Annotated in this window: 16 protein-coding genes and 1 pseudogene; 13 read left to right on the top strand and 4 right to left on the bottom strand. The window is 64.7% G+C overall.

What is annotated here, in order from left to right; all coding sequences use genetic code 11:
* Nucleotides 1-50: 50 nt before the first annotated feature.
* From glnK1 to ACSFC5_RS18270, 3 genes and pseudogenes are all read left to right on the top strand, one after another.
* Nucleotides 51-407 (top strand): annotated as a pseudogene (gene glnK1 / locus ACSFC5_RS18280) (nitrogen regulatory protein GlnK1); the annotation flags it as partial.
* Nucleotides 408-580: 173 nt separating this feature from the next.
* Nucleotides 581-1927: a glutamate-1-semialdehyde 2,1-aminomutase gene (gene hemL / locus ACSFC5_RS18275; protein WP_440766674.1), complete on the top strand. Its 1347-nt coding sequence runs from the start codon at nt 581-583 to the stop codon at nt 1925-1927.
* 140 nt (nt 1928-2067) lie between these two features.
* Complete coding sequence (locus ACSFC5_RS18270) at nt 2068-2742, top strand: hypothetical protein (protein WP_440766673.1); 675 nt, start codon at nt 2068-2070, stop codon at nt 2740-2742.
* 120 nt (nt 2743-2862) lie between these two features.
* Here the strand turns inward: ACSFC5_RS18270 and ACSFC5_RS18265 are convergent, their stop codons facing one another.
* Nucleotides 2863-4047 carry an ATP-binding protein gene (locus ACSFC5_RS18265; protein ID WP_440766672.1) on the bottom strand — a complete coding sequence of 395 codons (1185 nt, stop codon included), beginning with the start codon at nt 4045-4047 and terminating at the stop codon, nt 2863-2865.
* A 133-nt stretch (nt 4048-4180) separates the two neighbouring features.
* Between ACSFC5_RS18265 and ACSFC5_RS18260 the strand changes: the two genes are divergently transcribed.
* The 4 genes from ACSFC5_RS18260 to ACSFC5_RS18245 all read left to right on the top strand — a co-directional run bounded on the left by ACSFC5_RS18260 (nt 4181) and on the right by ACSFC5_RS18245 (nt 7038).
* Entirely contained in the window at nt 4181-4507 is a 327-nt protein-coding gene (locus ACSFC5_RS18260; protein WP_440766671.1) for a DUF5789 family protein, read from the top strand.
* Nucleotides 4508-4534: 27 nt separating this feature from the next.
* Nucleotides 4535-5194 (top strand): YciE/YciF ferroxidase family protein, encoded by a 660-nt coding sequence (locus ACSFC5_RS18255; protein WP_440766670.1) that lies wholly within the window; start codon nt 4535-4537, stop codon nt 5192-5194.
* 16 nt (nt 5195-5210) lie between these two features.
* Complete coding sequence (locus ACSFC5_RS18250; protein ID WP_440766669.1) at nt 5211-5705, top strand: YciE/YciF ferroxidase family protein; 495 nt, start codon at nt 5211-5213, stop codon at nt 5703-5705.
* 235 nt (nt 5706-5940) lie between these two features.
* The gene (locus ACSFC5_RS18245) at nt 5941-7038 is read left to right on the top strand and encodes a glutamate-cysteine ligase family protein (protein ID WP_440766668.1); all 1098 of its coding nucleotides are present in this window, start codon (nt 5941-5943) and stop codon (nt 7036-7038) included.
* A gap of 302 nt (nt 7039-7340) precedes the next feature.
* Here ACSFC5_RS18245 and ACSFC5_RS18240 read toward each other — a convergent pair whose 3' ends face one another.
* Together ACSFC5_RS18240 and ACSFC5_RS18235 are read right to left on the bottom strand one after the other, a co-directional pair.
* The gene (locus ACSFC5_RS18240; RefSeq protein ID WP_440766667.1) at nt 7341-8216 is read right to left on the bottom strand and encodes an ABC transporter permease; all 876 of its coding nucleotides are present in this window, start codon (nt 8214-8216) and stop codon (nt 7341-7343) included.
* 137 nt (nt 8217-8353) lie between these two features.
* Nucleotides 8354-8923 carry a DUF6789 family protein gene (locus ACSFC5_RS18235; protein ID WP_440766666.1) on the bottom strand — a complete coding sequence of 190 codons (570 nt, stop codon included), beginning with the start codon at nt 8921-8923 and terminating at the stop codon, nt 8354-8356.
* A 139-nt stretch (nt 8924-9062) separates the two neighbouring features.
* Here ACSFC5_RS18235 and ACSFC5_RS18230 point away from each other — a divergent pair, with 139 nt between their 5' ends.
* The 6 genes from ACSFC5_RS18230 (at nt 9063) to ACSFC5_RS18205 (ending at nt 13217) form a co-directional block, all read left to right on the top strand.
* The gene (locus ACSFC5_RS18230; protein ID WP_440766665.1) at nt 9063-9863 is read left to right on the top strand and encodes a hypothetical protein; all 801 of its coding nucleotides are present in this window, start codon (nt 9063-9065) and stop codon (nt 9861-9863) included.
* A 113-nt stretch (nt 9864-9976) separates the two neighbouring features.
* Entirely contained in the window at nt 9977-10951 is a 975-nt protein-coding gene (locus ACSFC5_RS18225) for a Gfo/Idh/MocA family protein (RefSeq protein WP_440766664.1), read from the top strand.
* 55 nt (nt 10952-11006) lie between these two features.
* Nucleotides 11007-11297, top strand: coding sequence for a cyclase (locus ACSFC5_RS18220; RefSeq protein WP_440766663.1), 291 nt, complete (start codon nt 11007-11009; stop codon nt 11295-11297).
* Between the two features lie 66 nt (nt 11298-11363).
* Entirely contained in the window at nt 11364-12248 is an 885-nt protein-coding gene (gene larE, locus ACSFC5_RS18215) for an ATP-dependent sacrificial sulfur transferase LarE (protein ID WP_440766662.1), read from the top strand.
* Between the two features lie 251 nt (nt 12249-12499).
* Entirely contained in the window at nt 12500-12856 is a 357-nt protein-coding gene (locus ACSFC5_RS18210; RefSeq protein ID WP_440766986.1) for a hypothetical protein, read from the top strand.
* Between the two features lie 223 nt (nt 12857-13079).
* Complete coding sequence (locus ACSFC5_RS18205; RefSeq protein WP_440766661.1) at nt 13080-13217, top strand: hypothetical protein; 138 nt, start codon at nt 13080-13082, stop codon at nt 13215-13217.
* A 184-nt stretch (nt 13218-13401) separates the two neighbouring features.
* Here ACSFC5_RS18205 and ACSFC5_RS18200 read toward each other — a convergent pair whose 3' ends face one another.
* The gene (locus ACSFC5_RS18200) at nt 13402-15174 is read right to left on the bottom strand and encodes a nitrite/sulfite reductase (protein WP_440766660.1); all 1773 of its coding nucleotides are present in this window, start codon (nt 15172-15174) and stop codon (nt 13402-13404) included.
* Between the last annotated feature and the right edge of the window lie 401 nt (nt 15175-15575).

Here is a 15575-nt window from a genome sequence, read left to right as displayed (position 1 = left end):
CCCACAGTGTACGGCAGCGTGACGACGAGTGGAGGGATCTCGAGGTGAGCGAACCCAACGACGGCGAGCTCAAGCTGATCACCGCGATCATCCGTCCCGACCGGCTCGGCGCGGCCAAGGAAGCGCTCGCCAAAGTCGGGGCCCCGTCGCTGACCGTTACGAACGTCTCCGGACGCGGCTCCCAGCCCGCGAAGAAAGGACAGTGGCGCGGCGAGGAGTACACGGTCGACCTCCACCAGAAGGTCAAAATCGAGTGCGTCGTCGCCGACATCCCCGCCGAAGACGTCGTCGAAGCGATCGGCGAGGCTGCGAACACCGGCGAGCCCGGCGACGGCAAGATCTTCGTCCTCCCCGTCGACGACGCCTACCAGGTCCGGACCGGAAACACCGGACAGGACGCCGTCTGAGGGCAGGTCTCGAGACCCACACGGTCCGTCGGTTCGTCCAACCCGTCGAAACAGATGCCGTGGTCGCCCGGTGGATTCGTGGCGATCGGACGACGAACGGATTCGCGATCATCGACTCGGGGGCCCGACCGAACCTCGGTACTACTTTCCCGTCCCGTGGCCAAGGCTCGGCTATGAACGACGACAACTCACGCGATCTGTACGACCGGGCGCTATCGGTCATGCCCGGCGGGGTGAACTCGGCGGTTCGTGCGGCGATCGAGCCCTATCCGTTCTTCGTCCAGAAGGGCGACGGTGGACACGTTATCGACGCCGACGGCAACCGCTACGTCGACTGGGTGATGGGACTCGGCCCTCTGTTGCTGGGCCACGACCTGCCGGAACCGGTCCAGGCCGGAATCCAGCAGAAAGCCAGCGAAGGGCCGATGTACGGGACGCCGACGGAGGTCGAAGTCGACCTCGCGGAGTTCGTCGTCCGTCACGTCCCGAGCGTCGAGAAGATCCGGTTCGTGAACTCGGGAACCGAAGCGACGACGTCGGCCGTGCGACTCGCTCGCGGCTACACCGGTCGAAACAAGATCGTCGTCATGCAGGGCGGCTACCACGGCGCCCAGGAGTCGACGCTGGTCGAAGGCGACGCCGAGAACCCCCGACCCTCTTCGGCGGGCATCCCGCAGTCGTTCGCCGAACACACCCTCCCGGTGCCGTTTAACGACGGGGAAGCGATCCGCGAGGTGTTCGACGAACACGGCGACGACATCGCGGCCGTCCTCACCGAACCCATTCTGGGCAACTACGGCATCGTCTACCCCGAAGAGGGCTACCACGAGTTCCTCCGCGATATTACGGAGGAGCACGGCTCCCTGCTGATCTTCGACGAAGTGATTACGGGCTTCCGCGTCGGCGGCCTGGGCTGTGCCCAGAGCGAGTTCGGCGTCACGCCCGACCTGACGACGTTCGGCAAAATCATCGGCGGCGGCTTCTCCGTCGGTGCCGTCGGCGGTCGCGCCGAGATCATCGAGCACTTCGCCCCGTCGGGCGACGTCTTCCAGGCGGGCACCTTCTCCGGTCACCCGGTGACGATGGCCGCCGGCCTCGAGACCCTGCAGTTCGCCGCCGAGAACGACGTCTACGACCACGTCGACGGCCTCGGCGAGCAACTCCGCGGCGGACTGACCGAGATCCTCGCCGATCAGGCCCCGAGCTATACGGTGACGGGCACCGCGAGTATGTTCAAGGTGATCTTCACGCGCGACGGACCAGGACGGGACTCGCTCGAGGAACAGTGCGGCGCTGGCTGCCGGCAGAACCCCACCTGTCCGCGCTACGACTACTGTCCGAAGAACGCCGCCGACGTCAAAAACGCCGAAACCGAGCGCTGGCGGCGGGTCTTCTGGGGGAAGATGAAGGCACAGAACGTCTTCCTCTCCCAGAACCAGTTCGAGTGCCAGTTCGTCAGCTACGGCCACACCGAAGCCGACGTCGAGGAGACCCTCGAGGCGTACAAGCAGGCGCTGTGAGCCGGGCGAGTCGACGGCGAGTCGACGGACAGTGACGGAGGAGTATGACAGAGATTACGGGATGCATCCCCGTGACGATCGGCCACGCACACCGGCGTACCGATCGGCCACGCACCTGTCAGTAGCGGATCGCTCTCGAGATGAGAACGCACGTCGACGAGATCGACTGGGCGCGGTTCATCGAGCGGCTGCTGTATCTGTTCCCGCCGGTGATCGGGGTCGGGATCGTCGGCGTCCTCCAGGACGCCGAACCCGGCGTTCCCGGCCTTCAGTTCGCGTTGTTCCTCGTCAGTGCCTTCGGCTACACGTTCCTGACGCTCGGGCTCCTCGTGGCGATTTTCTTCGACGCGCGGCGGATCCGACGGCTGCCGCGGGCCAGCGGGAACTGGCATCCGAACCCGTGGCTCAACGCCTCCTTGGCGCTCGTCTCGGCACCGCTCGCGGGCGTCGTCTATCTCGCGCGTCGGCACAGGCGGTTCGGAACGCGGTCGGGCTGGTCGGGCTGGTGGCTCGTCGTGGCGGTCTCGCTCGCGACGACGCTGTTCGGAATTGTCGCCGCGACGATCGCGATCGTGTTCACGATACCGGGGCTGCTCGCGGCCGCGATCGCTCTCGCGGGGACGATCGCGTTCGGCGCGTTCCCGATCGCGATCCATCAGGACGCGGCCTACGTCTGTACCGACGGCGACTCGTGGCGACCGAACCCGGGATACTACCTCGGGGTCGCATTTCTCAGCCTGTTCGTCCCGCCGTTGCAGCCCCTCGTCGCGGGCTACTATCTCACCCGACGACGGCGGGAGATGGGGATGTCGTAAGAAGCGAGAACGACGGCCGCTCGTGAGAAACGAAAACGACGGACGCGATCGATACGAAGTCGAAATCGACCACAGCCTCGAGTCATCCAGAGACGGCCGTACAGTCCGGACGCGGTTCGCTCACTCCATCACGAGCGACCGATCCGTCTCGCGCTCGAGCCCCACTCTGGCCTGATCGTCCGACAGGGCCGGAAGCTCGACGGTGAACGCGCTCCCGACGTGACCCGTCTCGGTCAACTCGACCGACCCGTCGTAGCGCCCTACCAGCTGCGAGACCAGATAGAGACCCAGTCCGTGCGTACTGCCGTGACTCTCGACGCGCTCGAACAGCGTCTCCCGTTCCGAGTCGGGGATACCGGGACCGTTGTCCGCGATTTCGATGCTGACGGTTTCCGGCGTCGCGTCGACCGTGACCGCCACGGTGGGCGTCTCCGAATCGTTGTGTTCGACGGCGTTCGAGAGGAGGTTCGCGAAAACGCGAGCGAGCAGGTCGTCGGCCCGGACGAACGCGACGTCCGGTATCGAAGTCGCGACGTCGACCGACTCGAACCGCCGGTCGAGTTTGCTGAGTTCGTCCGCCAGTACTCGGGAGACGTTTACGGGCTCGAGTCGATTCGCCCTCTCGGTCGCCTGTAACAGCACACGGACGTCGTCGATCACCGTCGACAGCTCCTCGGACTCGTCGATCACGATCCGCGCCCACTCGCGCTGTTGCTCGGTCAGCCCCGTGGCCTCGGCCTCGAGCAGCGACGCGTAGCCGTTGATGACCGTCGCCGTGTTCAACACCTCGTGTCGGAGGATGCAGTTGAGATAATCGAGATACTCCCGCTGGTCCTCGAGGTAGGCCGCCTGCAGGGAGGCCCGTTCGGCGGTCAGAGCGCGCTCGATGGCGCGGCCCTCGAGACAACCGATGAGTAAGCCGACGCTGGCGCCGAGAACGACGGCCCACCGAATCCACGAACCGATCACCACCCACGACTCGGTCGGCATGGCGACGATGAGCGCGAGATTGATGGCGAGGAAGACGGCCGTTCCCGCGAGACACCAGCCGACGGCCCGCGGATAGCGTTCCGGCGAGAGCTCCGATCGCTCGAGCCAGTAGCCGCCGAACACGATCCCTGCGAGAAACGGGACGGTGGTGGCGACACCTACCAGAAACCCGCCGTCGAAGACGACCGGCGAACCGATCGCGAAGAGCACCGCGATTTCGAGGATCAGCGCGAGAGTCAACAGCGCGCCGGATCCGATCACGTACTGGGGAATCCGATCACGGTCGGCGAAACTGCCGTTCGCGGCCCGATGCATAGTACCCACTCGCACTCGCATCTGTTATCCGTTCCGGCTAATAGTTAGTCTCGCCAACCGGTCTGCCGGCCGGGGTCGCACAGTCGATTGCAGGCTGTGGGATTTTACCACCGATCCTGATAGGGACACGTCGATGAGCCATATCGACGACACCGGCGACGAGGGGAGATCAATCGAGGTCCGGGCCGTCAGCCGACTGTTCGACGATACGACGTTCCCGCTGACGACGGACGAGGTGCTGGCGGAGTTTGCCGACGTCGAGATCACGTACCCCAACCAGTCGGATACGCTACAGACGGTCCTCGAGACCTCCGGCCACGAGACCTACGAGAGCCGAAACGAACTCGAGTTGGCGATCCTGAACGGCGTCCGGCGCGACGCCGTCGGTCGACCGCGCTACAGCGATCGGGGGGACAGCCCCCACGATACTGATGACGTGCGGATGCAACAGTCGTTCTGAAAGCCGATCGTCGACACACCACGCATCATGAGCACCGCAACGACGACCCCGCGTGACGCGCTCACGGCACAGTTAGAGCGGCTGTACTACATCGAGCAGACGTTACAGTCCGCGCTCCGAACCCTCTCGACCGACGTCTCGATCGACTCGCTCGACGACCTGCGCGCGCTGGAGTGTCGCGAACAGCTCCAGTACGTGGTCGACGACCACCGCGAGGAGAGCGAACGCCACCTCGAGCGGATCGAACGGGCCTTCGACGCGCTCGGCGTGGCCCCCGATACGCGCCGCGTCCCCGAACTCGACGGCCTGCTCGCCGACAAGGAGGCGTTCAACAACGTCGTGCTGAACGACGCGATTCGGCCGCTGTACTACATTCAGACGGTCCTGCAACTCGAGACGATCGAGTGTACGGCCTACGAGACGACGGTGGCACTGGCGACCGAACTCGAGGCCGGCGACGCGTCGGAGACGTCTCGAACCGACGACGAAGCGACCGACGACGAAGCGCCCGGCGCCGCCGCCGCGGTCGTCGACGCGCTGCAGGACAGCTACGACGACGAGCGACGGGTGCGAACCGAAATCGAGTCGCTGCTCGACGGCGAGGCCGTGGAAACGCTGCTCGAGGCGCACCCGGTGGACGAGGCCTCGCGGGAATCGCTCGACCGCTCTCGGCGAGAACAACCGTAATCCGAAACCCCAACCCATGAACGTCGAAACGCTCGAGGATCTGTTCGGCTATCAGCTCCAGCGCGCGTACTACGTCGAACGGACGCAGGTCGAACTGCTGACCGAAATGGCGGCGAGCACGTCGGACGAGGGCCTCGCGGACCGGCTCGCGACCCACCGCGAGCAGACCGAGGACCACGTCGTCCGGCTCGAAGGCCTCTTCGAGGCGCTCGGCCGACAGCCACACGCGAGTCGAACGCGAACCGCCGACGGGGTGGCGAAATCGTGGCGACAGCACGAGGAGTCGCTGGAGACGGTCCCGAGCGCCCTCGAGATTGCCCTCCTATCGGAGCGACTCGAGATCAGGGCCTATGAGTCGCTGCTCACCCTCGCCGGACGGCTTGCCTACGCCGAGGACGTCGTCGAGCCGCTCGAGGCGATTCTCGAAGAGGAGCGAGCCACCCTCGACGCGCTCGAAGACCTCGAAGCCGAGCGCTCCGCGCTGGAACTGGTCGCCGCCGACGAGACGTAGCGACGGCGGGCAGTAGCTGACAGCCGAGACGGCTCGCGGACCGAATCGATAGCTCGACGTCCCGACTGGGAGAAACGGCAGGCGGCTGCAGGCACCGTCACTTCAACGAAACGCGTGCAACTATCTCGAAACCCGACGATAGCGACGCGCGATACGACGACAGAAGGGTACAACTAACCCGCGACGAGAGCAGCCGCTACGACACCGTGATAGCCGATCAGCTTCCATCTCGAGTATGAATACGAGCATCGAAGTCGAATACTGGGTGATCGACGCCGACGGCGAACTCACGTCCCCTGGCGCGCTGGCGGAAACCTCCGACCAGACCGAACGCGAGTTCGTCGAGCCGCTGTTCGAGCTGAAAACGCCCCCCTGTGAGACGGTCGACGAACTCCAGCGGACGTTCGTCGAGGAACTCGACGACGTCCTCTCGAGAGCGCGGCGAGTCGACAAACGACTCGTCCCGTTGGGGACGCCGATCAACAGCGACGAAATCGAGCGACGACCCGACGAACGCGGCCGGATCCAAAAAGAGGTCGTCGGCGAGAACTTCGACTATGCGAAGTACTGCGCCGGCACGCACATCCACGTCGAGAAGCGAAACGTCACCGACCAGCTCAACGCGCTCATCGCGCTGGACGCCGCGCTCGCGCTGGTCAACTCCTCGCCGTACTATCAAGGCGAACGGATCGCCAGCAGCGCTCGCGCCTACTGCTACCGGAAGAAGAGCTACGAGGAGTTCCCCAAACACGGCCAGCTCTGGCACTACGTCGAGAGCGTCGGCGAGTGGCACCGTCGCCTCGAGCGTCGCTACGACGAGTTCAAGCAGGCGGCGCTCGAGGAAGGCATCGACGAACGCGCAGTCGAGGAACACTTCTCGCCCGACGACGTCGTTTGGACGCCGGTTCGCCTGCGCGAGGCGATGCCGACAGTCGAGTGGCGCTCGCCGGACGCGGCGCTGCCGAGTCAGCTCCTTCGACTGACCGACGAACTCCGGTCCGTCATGGAACAACTCCACCACACGACCGTCGAGATCGAACGGGATAGCGACCCCAGAAACACCGGTCACGTCACGAGCGACGGGATCTGCCTCCCCGAGTTCGACACCGCCTGCGACCTCTCCGAAGCCGCGATGCACGACGGGCTCGACTCGACCGAGGTCACGAGATACCTCGATCGCATGGGCTTTTCCGTCGCCGACTACCATCCCATTTCGACGCGGATCGACGGTCGACAGTTCGTCCCCAAGAGCGACGCCCGCGACCTGCGATTAGAGTACGCGAGTCTGCTCGAGGAGGACGTCGACCGTCTCGTGCAGTCGCTCGAGGCCTAACGGGACAGGAGTGCGACTTTGCTGTTTGGGGTAGTCGTGACCATTGCGATCAGTGTAGGCGGAGGCGTTACCGCTGCGGTCGGAGCACAAGCACAGCACCCGCGAGCGACCAACGGGAGCGAGTGGCCTTTTTAGCGTAGATTTTTGGAGGAGCGGTGAGCGAGCAACGCGAGCGAACCCGACGAGAAAAAGGTACGTGGGCATATAGACTGGACGACTGAAACGGTGTCTTGTCCTTGATTCGAACCGTAGTCGAGTTACCGACGACTGAGTAGGAGTCACGTCGAGCGGGGGGAGAACCGTCAGATGAACCCGAACATAAAGGCCATCCCCATCCCGATCAGCACGACGGCCGTGATCGTCGGCAGGTAGGGCGTGTACCGCTCGATGCGCTCGCGGTGGTGTTCGTACCCCGCGATCAACAGCAGCGTCGGGAGGATGATCGCGACGATGACTGCCAGCGAGTAGATCAGCATCAACTCGAGGCAGAGCTCCGTCCCGGCGCCGCTACAGATCGCCAGAATCTGAATCGGCTCTTCGTGGGCGAAGCCGAGCAGAAGCGCCGTCGTTCCGAGCGCGAGCAGTCCGCGCTCAGCGTGTTCCTCCGTGAGATGCTGGTGGCCGCCACCGCCCGGGAGGGCGTTTCGGATGCGCTCGAGGAGGCCGCGGTCGTCGTCGTGATCGTGGTGTCCGTGGCTGTCGTGAGCACTGGGTGCGTGCTCGTGGTCCGAGTGCGCCTCGCTCCCGCCGTCGGTGTGATGGCTGTGCTCGTGGGGACCGTGTTCGTGGTGGCTGTGTTCGTTCTGTTCGCTCGCTTCGTGTGAGTGTTCGTGCTCGTGGTCGTCGTGTCCGTTTCCGTCGTGTGCGTGCTCGTCCAATCCGTGCCCGCCGTGGCGGTACTCGTGAATGCCGAGCAGGATCAACAGGGCCCCGGCGACGACGCCGAGCCACGGGCCGTCCGCGAAGTCAGCGAAGGAACTGAACCAGAAGTACGCCAACACGAGGACAACGCTACTGACGAGGTGACCGACCCCGAGGATCAGCGCCGCGAGGAAGCCGTAGAGCCAGCGACGCTGTTTGTTGAGCGCGTACGTCGCCGCGATCGGCCAGCCGTGATCCGGCAACACCCCGTGGATGAACCCGATCGCGATGACGCCGAGAACAACTCCGATCTCCATATCCAAACCCCATCGCCTGCGGGGTTTACAGGTTGTTATGACCCGAATCGGTCCATCGTAATACGACTGCTAATCGTTGGTAAGACGGGACAGAGAGATGCTAGAAACGCCACGAATCGAAGCGGGAAGTTGTGAACTCAGTTACCGTCGTCGTACTCGTACTCCTCCTCCGGATCCTCGACGCCCTCGGTGCGGGAGCCGACCCACGCGCCGAGCGACAGTCCGTAGACGAGGTGGCCAGCGTGGAACAGCGCGAGTTCGTCGGCGTCGAGCTGAATGTCCAGTACCTCCTTCAGCATGATCTGCGAGCCGAACGCGGAGAGGGCCATCCCGTAGATCGATCCCCAGACGATGCCGCGCTGTTCGGGTTCGATCGAGCGCTCGGCGTCCTGGAGCGCGAACAGCGCGCCGAAGAGGGCCCCCGCCTGAATGCCGTAGACGAAGTGCAAGAGCAGTCCGGCGACCGGATGGTCCTCCGGGTCGCCGCCGGAGACGTACTGCGAGTAGAAGTTCGCCGACGGGGGCAGCGACCGCAGGATCGGCAGCCGGAAGGCCGTCATGATGATGGTCGCGACGAACCCCGCCTGCAGGCCGCGAATCGCCGCGTAGGCGGCGTGCTCCGCTCGCGACTGCTCGGCCATCGCTCTGGGGCCCTCCTTGGACTCGCTCGTCGACCGCAACCGTCGTAATCGATTTGATAGCGACATGGTGTTCTCGGGCGGCGTTCTACCACGAACGATGACTTAACAGTCCGGCGTGCAGTGGACGGGTCGCTCGAGGAGAGACTGACTCGAGACGACCCAACCAAAGCATGTTTACCGAAAGAACTGTTCAGACGTCGTAACAATGTCCTCGCCCGACGGTCAGTCATACGTCGACGGACCGTCGATGGCGGCCGGCGTCTACGTCGGCCTCCTCGGATACCTCGCCGGAACGGTCGCGGGTGTCGACGGAACCGGACTCTCCGTCGGCTTCTGGCTCCTCGCGGTAGCCGTCGCGCTCTCGCTCGGCGGTCGTCCGGACCTGTGGGTCGCGTTCGGGCGTCGTCGACTGCTCGCGGTGCCGGTGTTCGCCGCGATGGTCCCGGGAGTCGGACTGATACTTCTCGACGAGACCCTCGGCGCCGTCGACGTCTCGCTGTCCGTGCTGTTCCCGCTGATCGGACTAATGGGGGTCGGGCTCGCGCTCTGGATCCTCGGAAACAGGGTCTACGCGGAGCGAGCCGCGGGGGACGTCCGCGCGCGCTGGGTCGCGAACCGGGACCCGCGGCGACGACGGTGGATGCACGTCGGGACGGTCGGACTCGCGGTCGGCAGCGTCGGCGCGTTCGCCGCGACGCACCACGGCGTTCCCTCGTTTTTCCTGAGTGGTGCCGTCGCGGGGATCGTCATCCTACAGATCAGCGTCCGTCGACATCGAACGTACGAGGCCTGCGAGCACGGCCTGCGATACATCGAGTCGGGCACCGTGGCCACCTCCTTTTGCCCCTGGGAACGGTTCGACGGCTACCGCGAAACCGACGGCGCGGTCGTCCTCGAGCGCCGCTGGCGACTCGACGAACGAATGGCCGCCGACGAGGTCCCCGCGGACGCCCGCGACGCGATGCGAACGGCCGTCGATCGGTCCGGATCATCGTACGGACGTTGAGACGGACACCGTCTACAGCCGACGACGCAGCACGACCGCTCTTCCGCAGCGAGAATGCCGTGTGAATCGGGACGTTCGACAGAGTATTAGTGTGCGCTCGAGCAACACGACGTATGCATTTCGGCGTCCTCAGTACGGCGGGTATCGCACGAAAGGCGTTTCTCCCGGCCGTCGAAGCCACCGACCACGACGTGACCGCCATCGCCTCTCGGGACCTCGAGTCGGCGCGGGCGCTCGCGGACGAGTACGCGATCGACGACTGCTATGACGGGTACGCGGCCCTGCTCGAGCGCGCGGACGTCGACGCGGTGTACGTTCCGCTCCCCAACGCCCTGCACGCCGAGTGGACGAAGCGGGCGGCCGACGCCGGCATCGACGTCCTCTGTGAGAAGCCGTTGGCGGTCGACGCCGACGAAGCCCGCGAGGTCGTCGACCACTGCGCCGACCGCGACGTGACGCTGATGGAGGGGTTCATGTACCGATACCACCCGCGGACCGAGCGGGCGATCGAACTGGCGCGCGACGAACTCGAGGACGTCCGCTCCGTGACGGCCGCGTTCAAGTTCCCGCTGTTCGGTCGGCCGGACGATATCCGACTGTCCGAAGCACTCGTCGGCGGGAGCCTGATGGACGTCGGCTGTTACCCCGTTTCGGTCGTCCGACAGTTCCTCGGCGAGCCCGAGCGAGCGTACGCCCACACGCACGACTCGCGCGGAGCCGGCGTCGACACGGAACTGGCCGGGATTCTGGAGTACGGCGACGGGGCGTCCGCACGCGTCGCCTCCGGCTTCGACACCCGGGAGATCCAGCGCTACCGCGTCGAGGCCGCGAACGGCTGGATCGAGGTCGAAAACGCCTTCAATCCGCCGGACGGCGAGCCGCTCGAGCTGGAGTACCGAATCGACGGACGGCGCGGCGTCAAGACGTTCGAGCCGGTCGATCAGTACCGACTCGAGGTCGAGGCGTTCGTCTCGAGCGTCGAGACGGCACGAGCGCCCCGAACCGACGGTGACGAGGCGGTCGCGAACATGCGAGTGGTCGACGCGCTGACAGAGAGCGGGGAGTCGGGACGCCCCATCGGGATCTGAGAAGAGCACGACCCGGGGCCCACCGTTATTGTGCGCCGTCACGGTACTGGAATCGATGGTCTACCTCTACGCCGAACACGTGATCGAGGACTACGAGACGTGGGAGACCCACCACGAGGAGAACGCCGACGCGCGTGCGGCCCACGGCTCGTGTGGGACCCAGGTGTTCCGAAAGCGGGCCGATCCGACGACGCTGCTCGTCATCCAGGAGATCGAGGACGACCGTCTCGAGGAGGCCCTCGAGTACTTCGAGTCGGCCGAGTTTCAGGCGGTGCTCGACGACGCCGGCGTCGTCGACGTTCCGGAGTCCGGACTTCTCGATCGGGTCCACGAACAGGACGTCTGAGGCGCGTGGCCGTTTCGACGCCGCGACGACAACGCGCTTTTGCCCGTCCAGTGCGAACCACGGGCCATGACAACGGTCGAGGCGAAACTCGAGGCCGCCCGCGAGGACCTCGCGGATCGGGACGGGGTACTCGTCGCCTTCTCCGGCGGAGTCGACTCGAGCGTCGTGGCCGCACTCGCCCACGACGCCCTCGGCGAGAACGCGGTCGCCTGTACTGCGAGGAGCGAGACGCTCCCCGAGGCCGAACTCGAGGACGCCAGGCGGGTCGCCGAGGAGATCGGCATCCGTCACGAGATCGTCGCCTTCTCCGAACTCGAGAGCGACGCCTTCGTCGCAAACGACGACGATCGCTGCTATCACTGCCGGACGATGCGCCTCGGCGAGATGCTCGAGACGGCCCGCGAGTTCGACATCGAGACCGTCTGCGACGGGACGAACGCGGACGACCCCGGCGCGGGCCACCGACCCGGACTGCAGGCGGTCGACGAACTCGAGGTTCACTCGCCGCTGCTGGCACACGACATCTCAAAGGGAGAGGTGCGCGCGATCGCCGAGCAGTACGGGCTCTCCGTCGCGGACAAGCCTTCGATGGCCTGTCTCTCCTCGCGCATTCCGACGGGGCTCGAGGTCACCGAGGAGCGACTTACCCGCGTCGAGCGCGCCGAAGCGTTGCTGCGTCAGTGGGGCTTCGATCAGTTCCGCGTCCGCGACCACGACGGCCTCGCGCGCATCGAGGTCGCCCCCGACGAACTCGAGCGGGCGCTCCAAGTGGAGTTCGTCGAAACGGTTCGCGACGAACTCGAAGGCCACGGATTCGACCACGTCACGCTGGACCTCCACGGCTACCGGACCGGGAGCGTGAGTCCGGCGGCCGACGGCGAGGACGAATCCGCGACGGACGAGCCGCTCGTCGACGACGTCTTCGCCGCGAAGTCACAAACGGACGACTGACCGGGCTCTCGAGTCGCCCGGTTTCTCACCTGCAGATCTGTCCGTACCCGTGAGCGTTCGGCCCCGATTCCGTCGCCGATCCCGGGTGGGATTTCGATATCGTACGGAATGGCGCGCTTTCGACCAACAGTTTTCCAAAATATAACCGTCTTTTCCGCGGAGAACCCATCAGTAGTGGATTTTCCCACTAACGTCCGGGAATATTGCGCATTTCGATACGGACGTGGCACTAGGCTGGGTACCATTGGATGATGGACGCTGACGTGCCGCTCGAGTGGAACACGGAAGAGTGTCGGACGTATACCCCGGCCGACACCGACCGGGAAATGCAGTATCGGACCTATCGTCACGAATCGGGTGACCTGCGGCTGAAGGTCGCACCGGCGTCGCTCGACGGGGAGGACCACCCCGGCTACGCACTGACGGTGACGACCTACCCCGGTCTCGACCTCTCCGAAACGATCCGTGTCAGAACCGTACTCACCTTCAATCGCTGCGATCGGATCGCAGCCCAGTTCATGGACCTCTTTTCGGCCAGTTACGACGGCCCGGGATCGCTCGAGGACGCCCTCGAGTACGCCCACCAGCGAACGCGCGAGCACCGGTAACAAGCAAGCGCGGTCGGTCGTCGTTCGTTTCCGCCCGCCTCGAGCGGGCGATAGACCGTCCCACGACGAGAGCGATCAGTCGTCGTCATCGGTTCGAAGCGACCGCGTGTCAGCGTACCAATGTACCGGATACCGTGCGAATATTACTCATTAACGATTGATGATTGCTGGTTCGGAAAGTAAATTTGCAAGAACGTAAATGCCTCCGGCGCCAAGGAGGTGTATGAGCACGAGAGATCCAACCGAACCGACGGTCGCCGAACTAACCGAAGAATCAGACGTCCCGGTCTACATGCCCGGAACCCCGACGCTCGGGTTCACGAGCGCCCTCGAGCGACTCGCCAGCAAACTCTCGCGATAACCCGAGACGGCGCTGGTAGTGACGAACCGGAGACGAGAACGCCACACTTTCAGCGGAGAACGCGACGCTAACCGCAGGGCACAGCGACCGCCGTATCGGACGTACTGAATCAGCGAGCAACAGCGCTGGAATCACCGCAGTAGAGCGACAGCGACGACACGAATCGTTCGGAAAATACTGCCAGCTAATCGTCGGACGGCGCGGCGGACTCCTCGCCTATCGCGGCGGCCGCGGACTCGCTCTCCGCGAAGGGGTACCACGACTGCTTGGCGTCGGCCATATACGGCGCCTCGAAGTCGGTTTCCTCGGGTTCACAGAACTCGACAAGCTGTTCGGTGCCGACCGACTCGACCCACTGGCGGAACGTCTCTCCGTCCTCTCGGTGGGCCGCGAACGCCTGAAGCAGGTTGCGGATCGCACCGGGGGCCTCGTCGGCGGGGACACGCTGTTGGATCCACTCGACGAACGAGGGGTTCTCGCCGACGCCGCCGCCGACGCCGATGTCGAAGGCTTCGACCATCTCGCCGTCCTTCCGGGCGCGCATGCCCTGCAGACCGATGTCCGCGGTCATCGCCTGCCCGCAGTCGGCGGTACAGCCGGAGTAGTGCATCTTGATTTTGCCGACATCGTCCGGCAGTTCGACGTTCGTGTTGAACCAGCGCAGCATTCGGGCCATCCGGCCTTTCGTTTCCGTGAGTGCAATCGAGCAGAACTCCGTGCCGGTACAGGCCATCGCCCCGCGCTCGAACGCGCTCGGTTCGGGCGGGTACTCGGAGAGGAGCGGCTCGGCGAGCAGATCCTCGAGATCGTCGTCGTGGACGTCGACGATAACAGGGTTCTGTCGGCGGGTGAGTCGGAGTTCGCCGGAGCCGTACTCGTCGGCCAGGTCGGCGAGTGCGATCGCGTCTTCGGCGGGGAGACGACCGACGGGCACGCTCAGCCCGACGTAGTTGAGCCCGTCCTGTTTCTGGTCGTAGACGCCGACGTGGTCGTGTTTGCCCTCGTGGGTAGGGCGGCCGGCGTTGTACGTGTACTCGTCGCGGAAGTCCTCGCCCGCGCGGTGCATCTCGAAGTCGACGTACTCCGCCTGCATCGTCTCGCGGATTTTCTCCATTCCCCAGTCCTCGGCGAAGAACCGGCCGCGGTTCTTCGAACGGTTCGTGCGACCGCCCTCATCGTGGTAGAGTTCGACGAACGCGCGGCCGACCTCGTAGGCGTTCTCGGGACGAACGAAGACGTCGAGCGGCGTCGCGGCGCGGGGCTGGCGACCGCCGAGGCCGCCACCGATGCGAACGTTGAATCCTTTGATCGTCTCGCCTTCGATTTCTTTCCGGGCAGGCTCGAAGCCGATGTCGTTGAGCGAGTCCTGCGCGCAGCCGGATTTCGAGCCGGTCACGCTGATGTTGAACTTCCGGGGCATGTTCGCGAGCGCGTCGTCGCCGCGAAGCTCCTCCTCGAACCGCTCGAGCAGCGGTCCGGACTCGACGTACTCCTCGACCTTCCCGTGGAGCGCCGACCCCGAGATGTTCCGCATCGTGTCGCCGCCCGACGAGCGCGAGTGGACGCCCTCGGCCTCGAGTGTGTCCCAGATTTCGGGGACATCCTCGAGTTTGAGCCAGTGGAGTTGGACGGACTGACGGGTCGTCAGATCGATCCAGCCGTTGCCGAACTCGGGGTTCGCGACGGGGCCCTTAGCGTAGTCGCGGGCGACCTCGCCGATGACGCGCAGCTGTCCCGGCTCTAGGATGCCGCTGGCGTTGGTCAACCGCATCATGAAGTACGACTCCTGTCCGCTGCGCTGGTGGAACAGCCCCCAGAATTTGAACCGGGTGAACCACGTCTCGCGTTCGTCCTCCGGAACCGCCTCGTAGCCGCCGTTTTCGGCGAACTCGAGGATGTGCTCGCGAACCTCGTCGCCGTAACAGTCCGCCTTCTGTTCTTCTTTCTTGTGAACCATCAGACACTCACCCCGTCTCCGAACGAACGAACCGGCGCAGATTTGCGCATTTTCTCTCCAAACATTTCGCAATTCACGTTTATGCATCACGTACCTAACGCATATAACCCTAATCGTTTACAAATGAACAATTGCAGTGGCGTTTTAGGATCAGACGCAGAATGTACAATGAAATATATTCTGTACTAGGATGTATGTGAGCAGCCACCGATCAAATCGTAATTATGACCCCACGGGCGTCGGCGAACGCGAGCACGGATCGAATGGATGATTCCAAACAGCGTGAACGAATCGTAACCAGGAAGCGGTGACATCCTTCCCGCGGTAGACGGTAGTTGCCGAATCAGATCGGGAACGGGGGAAGACGAGTCGATGTGTTCGTTCGATGAAAGACCGAACAA

The organism is Natronorubrum marinum, from assembly GCF_052040125.1.
Taxonomy (GTDB): domain Archaea; phylum Halobacteriota; class Halobacteria; order Halobacteriales; family Natrialbaceae; genus Natronorubrum.
Note: the sequence above shows the minus strand (reverse complement) of the source record. Positions and strands in the feature narration are given on the sequence as shown.

Excerpts from the sequence above, each read along its gene's own strand:
- hemL (WP_440766674.1), top strand. The coding sequence starts at position 581 with ATGAACGACGACAACTCACGCGATCTGTACGACCGGGCGCTATCGGTC.
- ACSFC5_RS18270 (WP_440766673.1), top strand. The coding sequence starts at position 2,068 with ATGAGAACGCACGTCGACGAGATCGACTGGGCGCGGTTCATCGAGCGG.
- ACSFC5_RS18265 (WP_440766672.1), bottom strand. The coding sequence starts at position 4,047 with ATGCATCGGGCCGCGAACGGCAGTTTCGCCGACCGTGATCGGATTCCC.
- ACSFC5_RS18260 (WP_440766671.1), top strand. The coding sequence starts at position 4,181 with ATGAGCCATATCGACGACACCGGCGACGAGGGGAGATCAATCGAGGTC.
- ACSFC5_RS18255 (WP_440766670.1), top strand. The coding sequence starts at position 4,535 with ATGAGCACCGCAACGACGACCCCGCGTGACGCGCTCACGGCACAGTTA.
- ACSFC5_RS18250 (WP_440766669.1), top strand. The coding sequence starts at position 5,211 with ATGAACGTCGAAACGCTCGAGGATCTGTTCGGCTATCAGCTCCAGCGC.
- ACSFC5_RS18245 (WP_440766668.1), top strand. The coding sequence starts at position 5,941 with ATGAATACGAGCATCGAAGTCGAATACTGGGTGATCGACGCCGACGGC.
- ACSFC5_RS18240 (WP_440766667.1), bottom strand. The coding sequence starts at position 8,216 with ATGGAGATCGGAGTTGTTCTCGGCGTCATCGCGATCGGGTTCATCCAC.
- ACSFC5_RS18235 (WP_440766666.1), bottom strand. The coding sequence starts at position 8,923 with ATGTCGCTATCAAATCGATTACGACGGTTGCGGTCGACGAGCGAGTCC.
- ACSFC5_RS18230 (WP_440766665.1), top strand. The coding sequence starts at position 9,063 with ATGTCCTCGCCCGACGGTCAGTCATACGTCGACGGACCGTCGATGGCG.
- ACSFC5_RS18225 (WP_440766664.1), top strand. The coding sequence starts at position 9,977 with ATGCATTTCGGCGTCCTCAGTACGGCGGGTATCGCACGAAAGGCGTTT.
- ACSFC5_RS18220 (WP_440766663.1), top strand. The coding sequence starts at position 11,007 with ATGGTCTACCTCTACGCCGAACACGTGATCGAGGACTACGAGACGTGG.
- larE (WP_440766662.1), top strand. The coding sequence starts at position 11,364 with ATGACAACGGTCGAGGCGAAACTCGAGGCCGCCCGCGAGGACCTCGCG.
- ACSFC5_RS18210 (WP_440766986.1), top strand. The coding sequence starts at position 12,500 with ATGGACGCTGACGTGCCGCTCGAGTGGAACACGGAAGAGTGTCGGACG.
- ACSFC5_RS18205 (WP_440766661.1), top strand. The coding sequence starts at position 13,080 with ATGAGCACGAGAGATCCAACCGAACCGACGGTCGCCGAACTAACCGAA.
- ACSFC5_RS18200 (WP_440766660.1), bottom strand. The coding sequence starts at position 15,174 with ATGGTTCACAAGAAAGAAGAACAGAAGGCGGACTGTTACGGCGACGAG.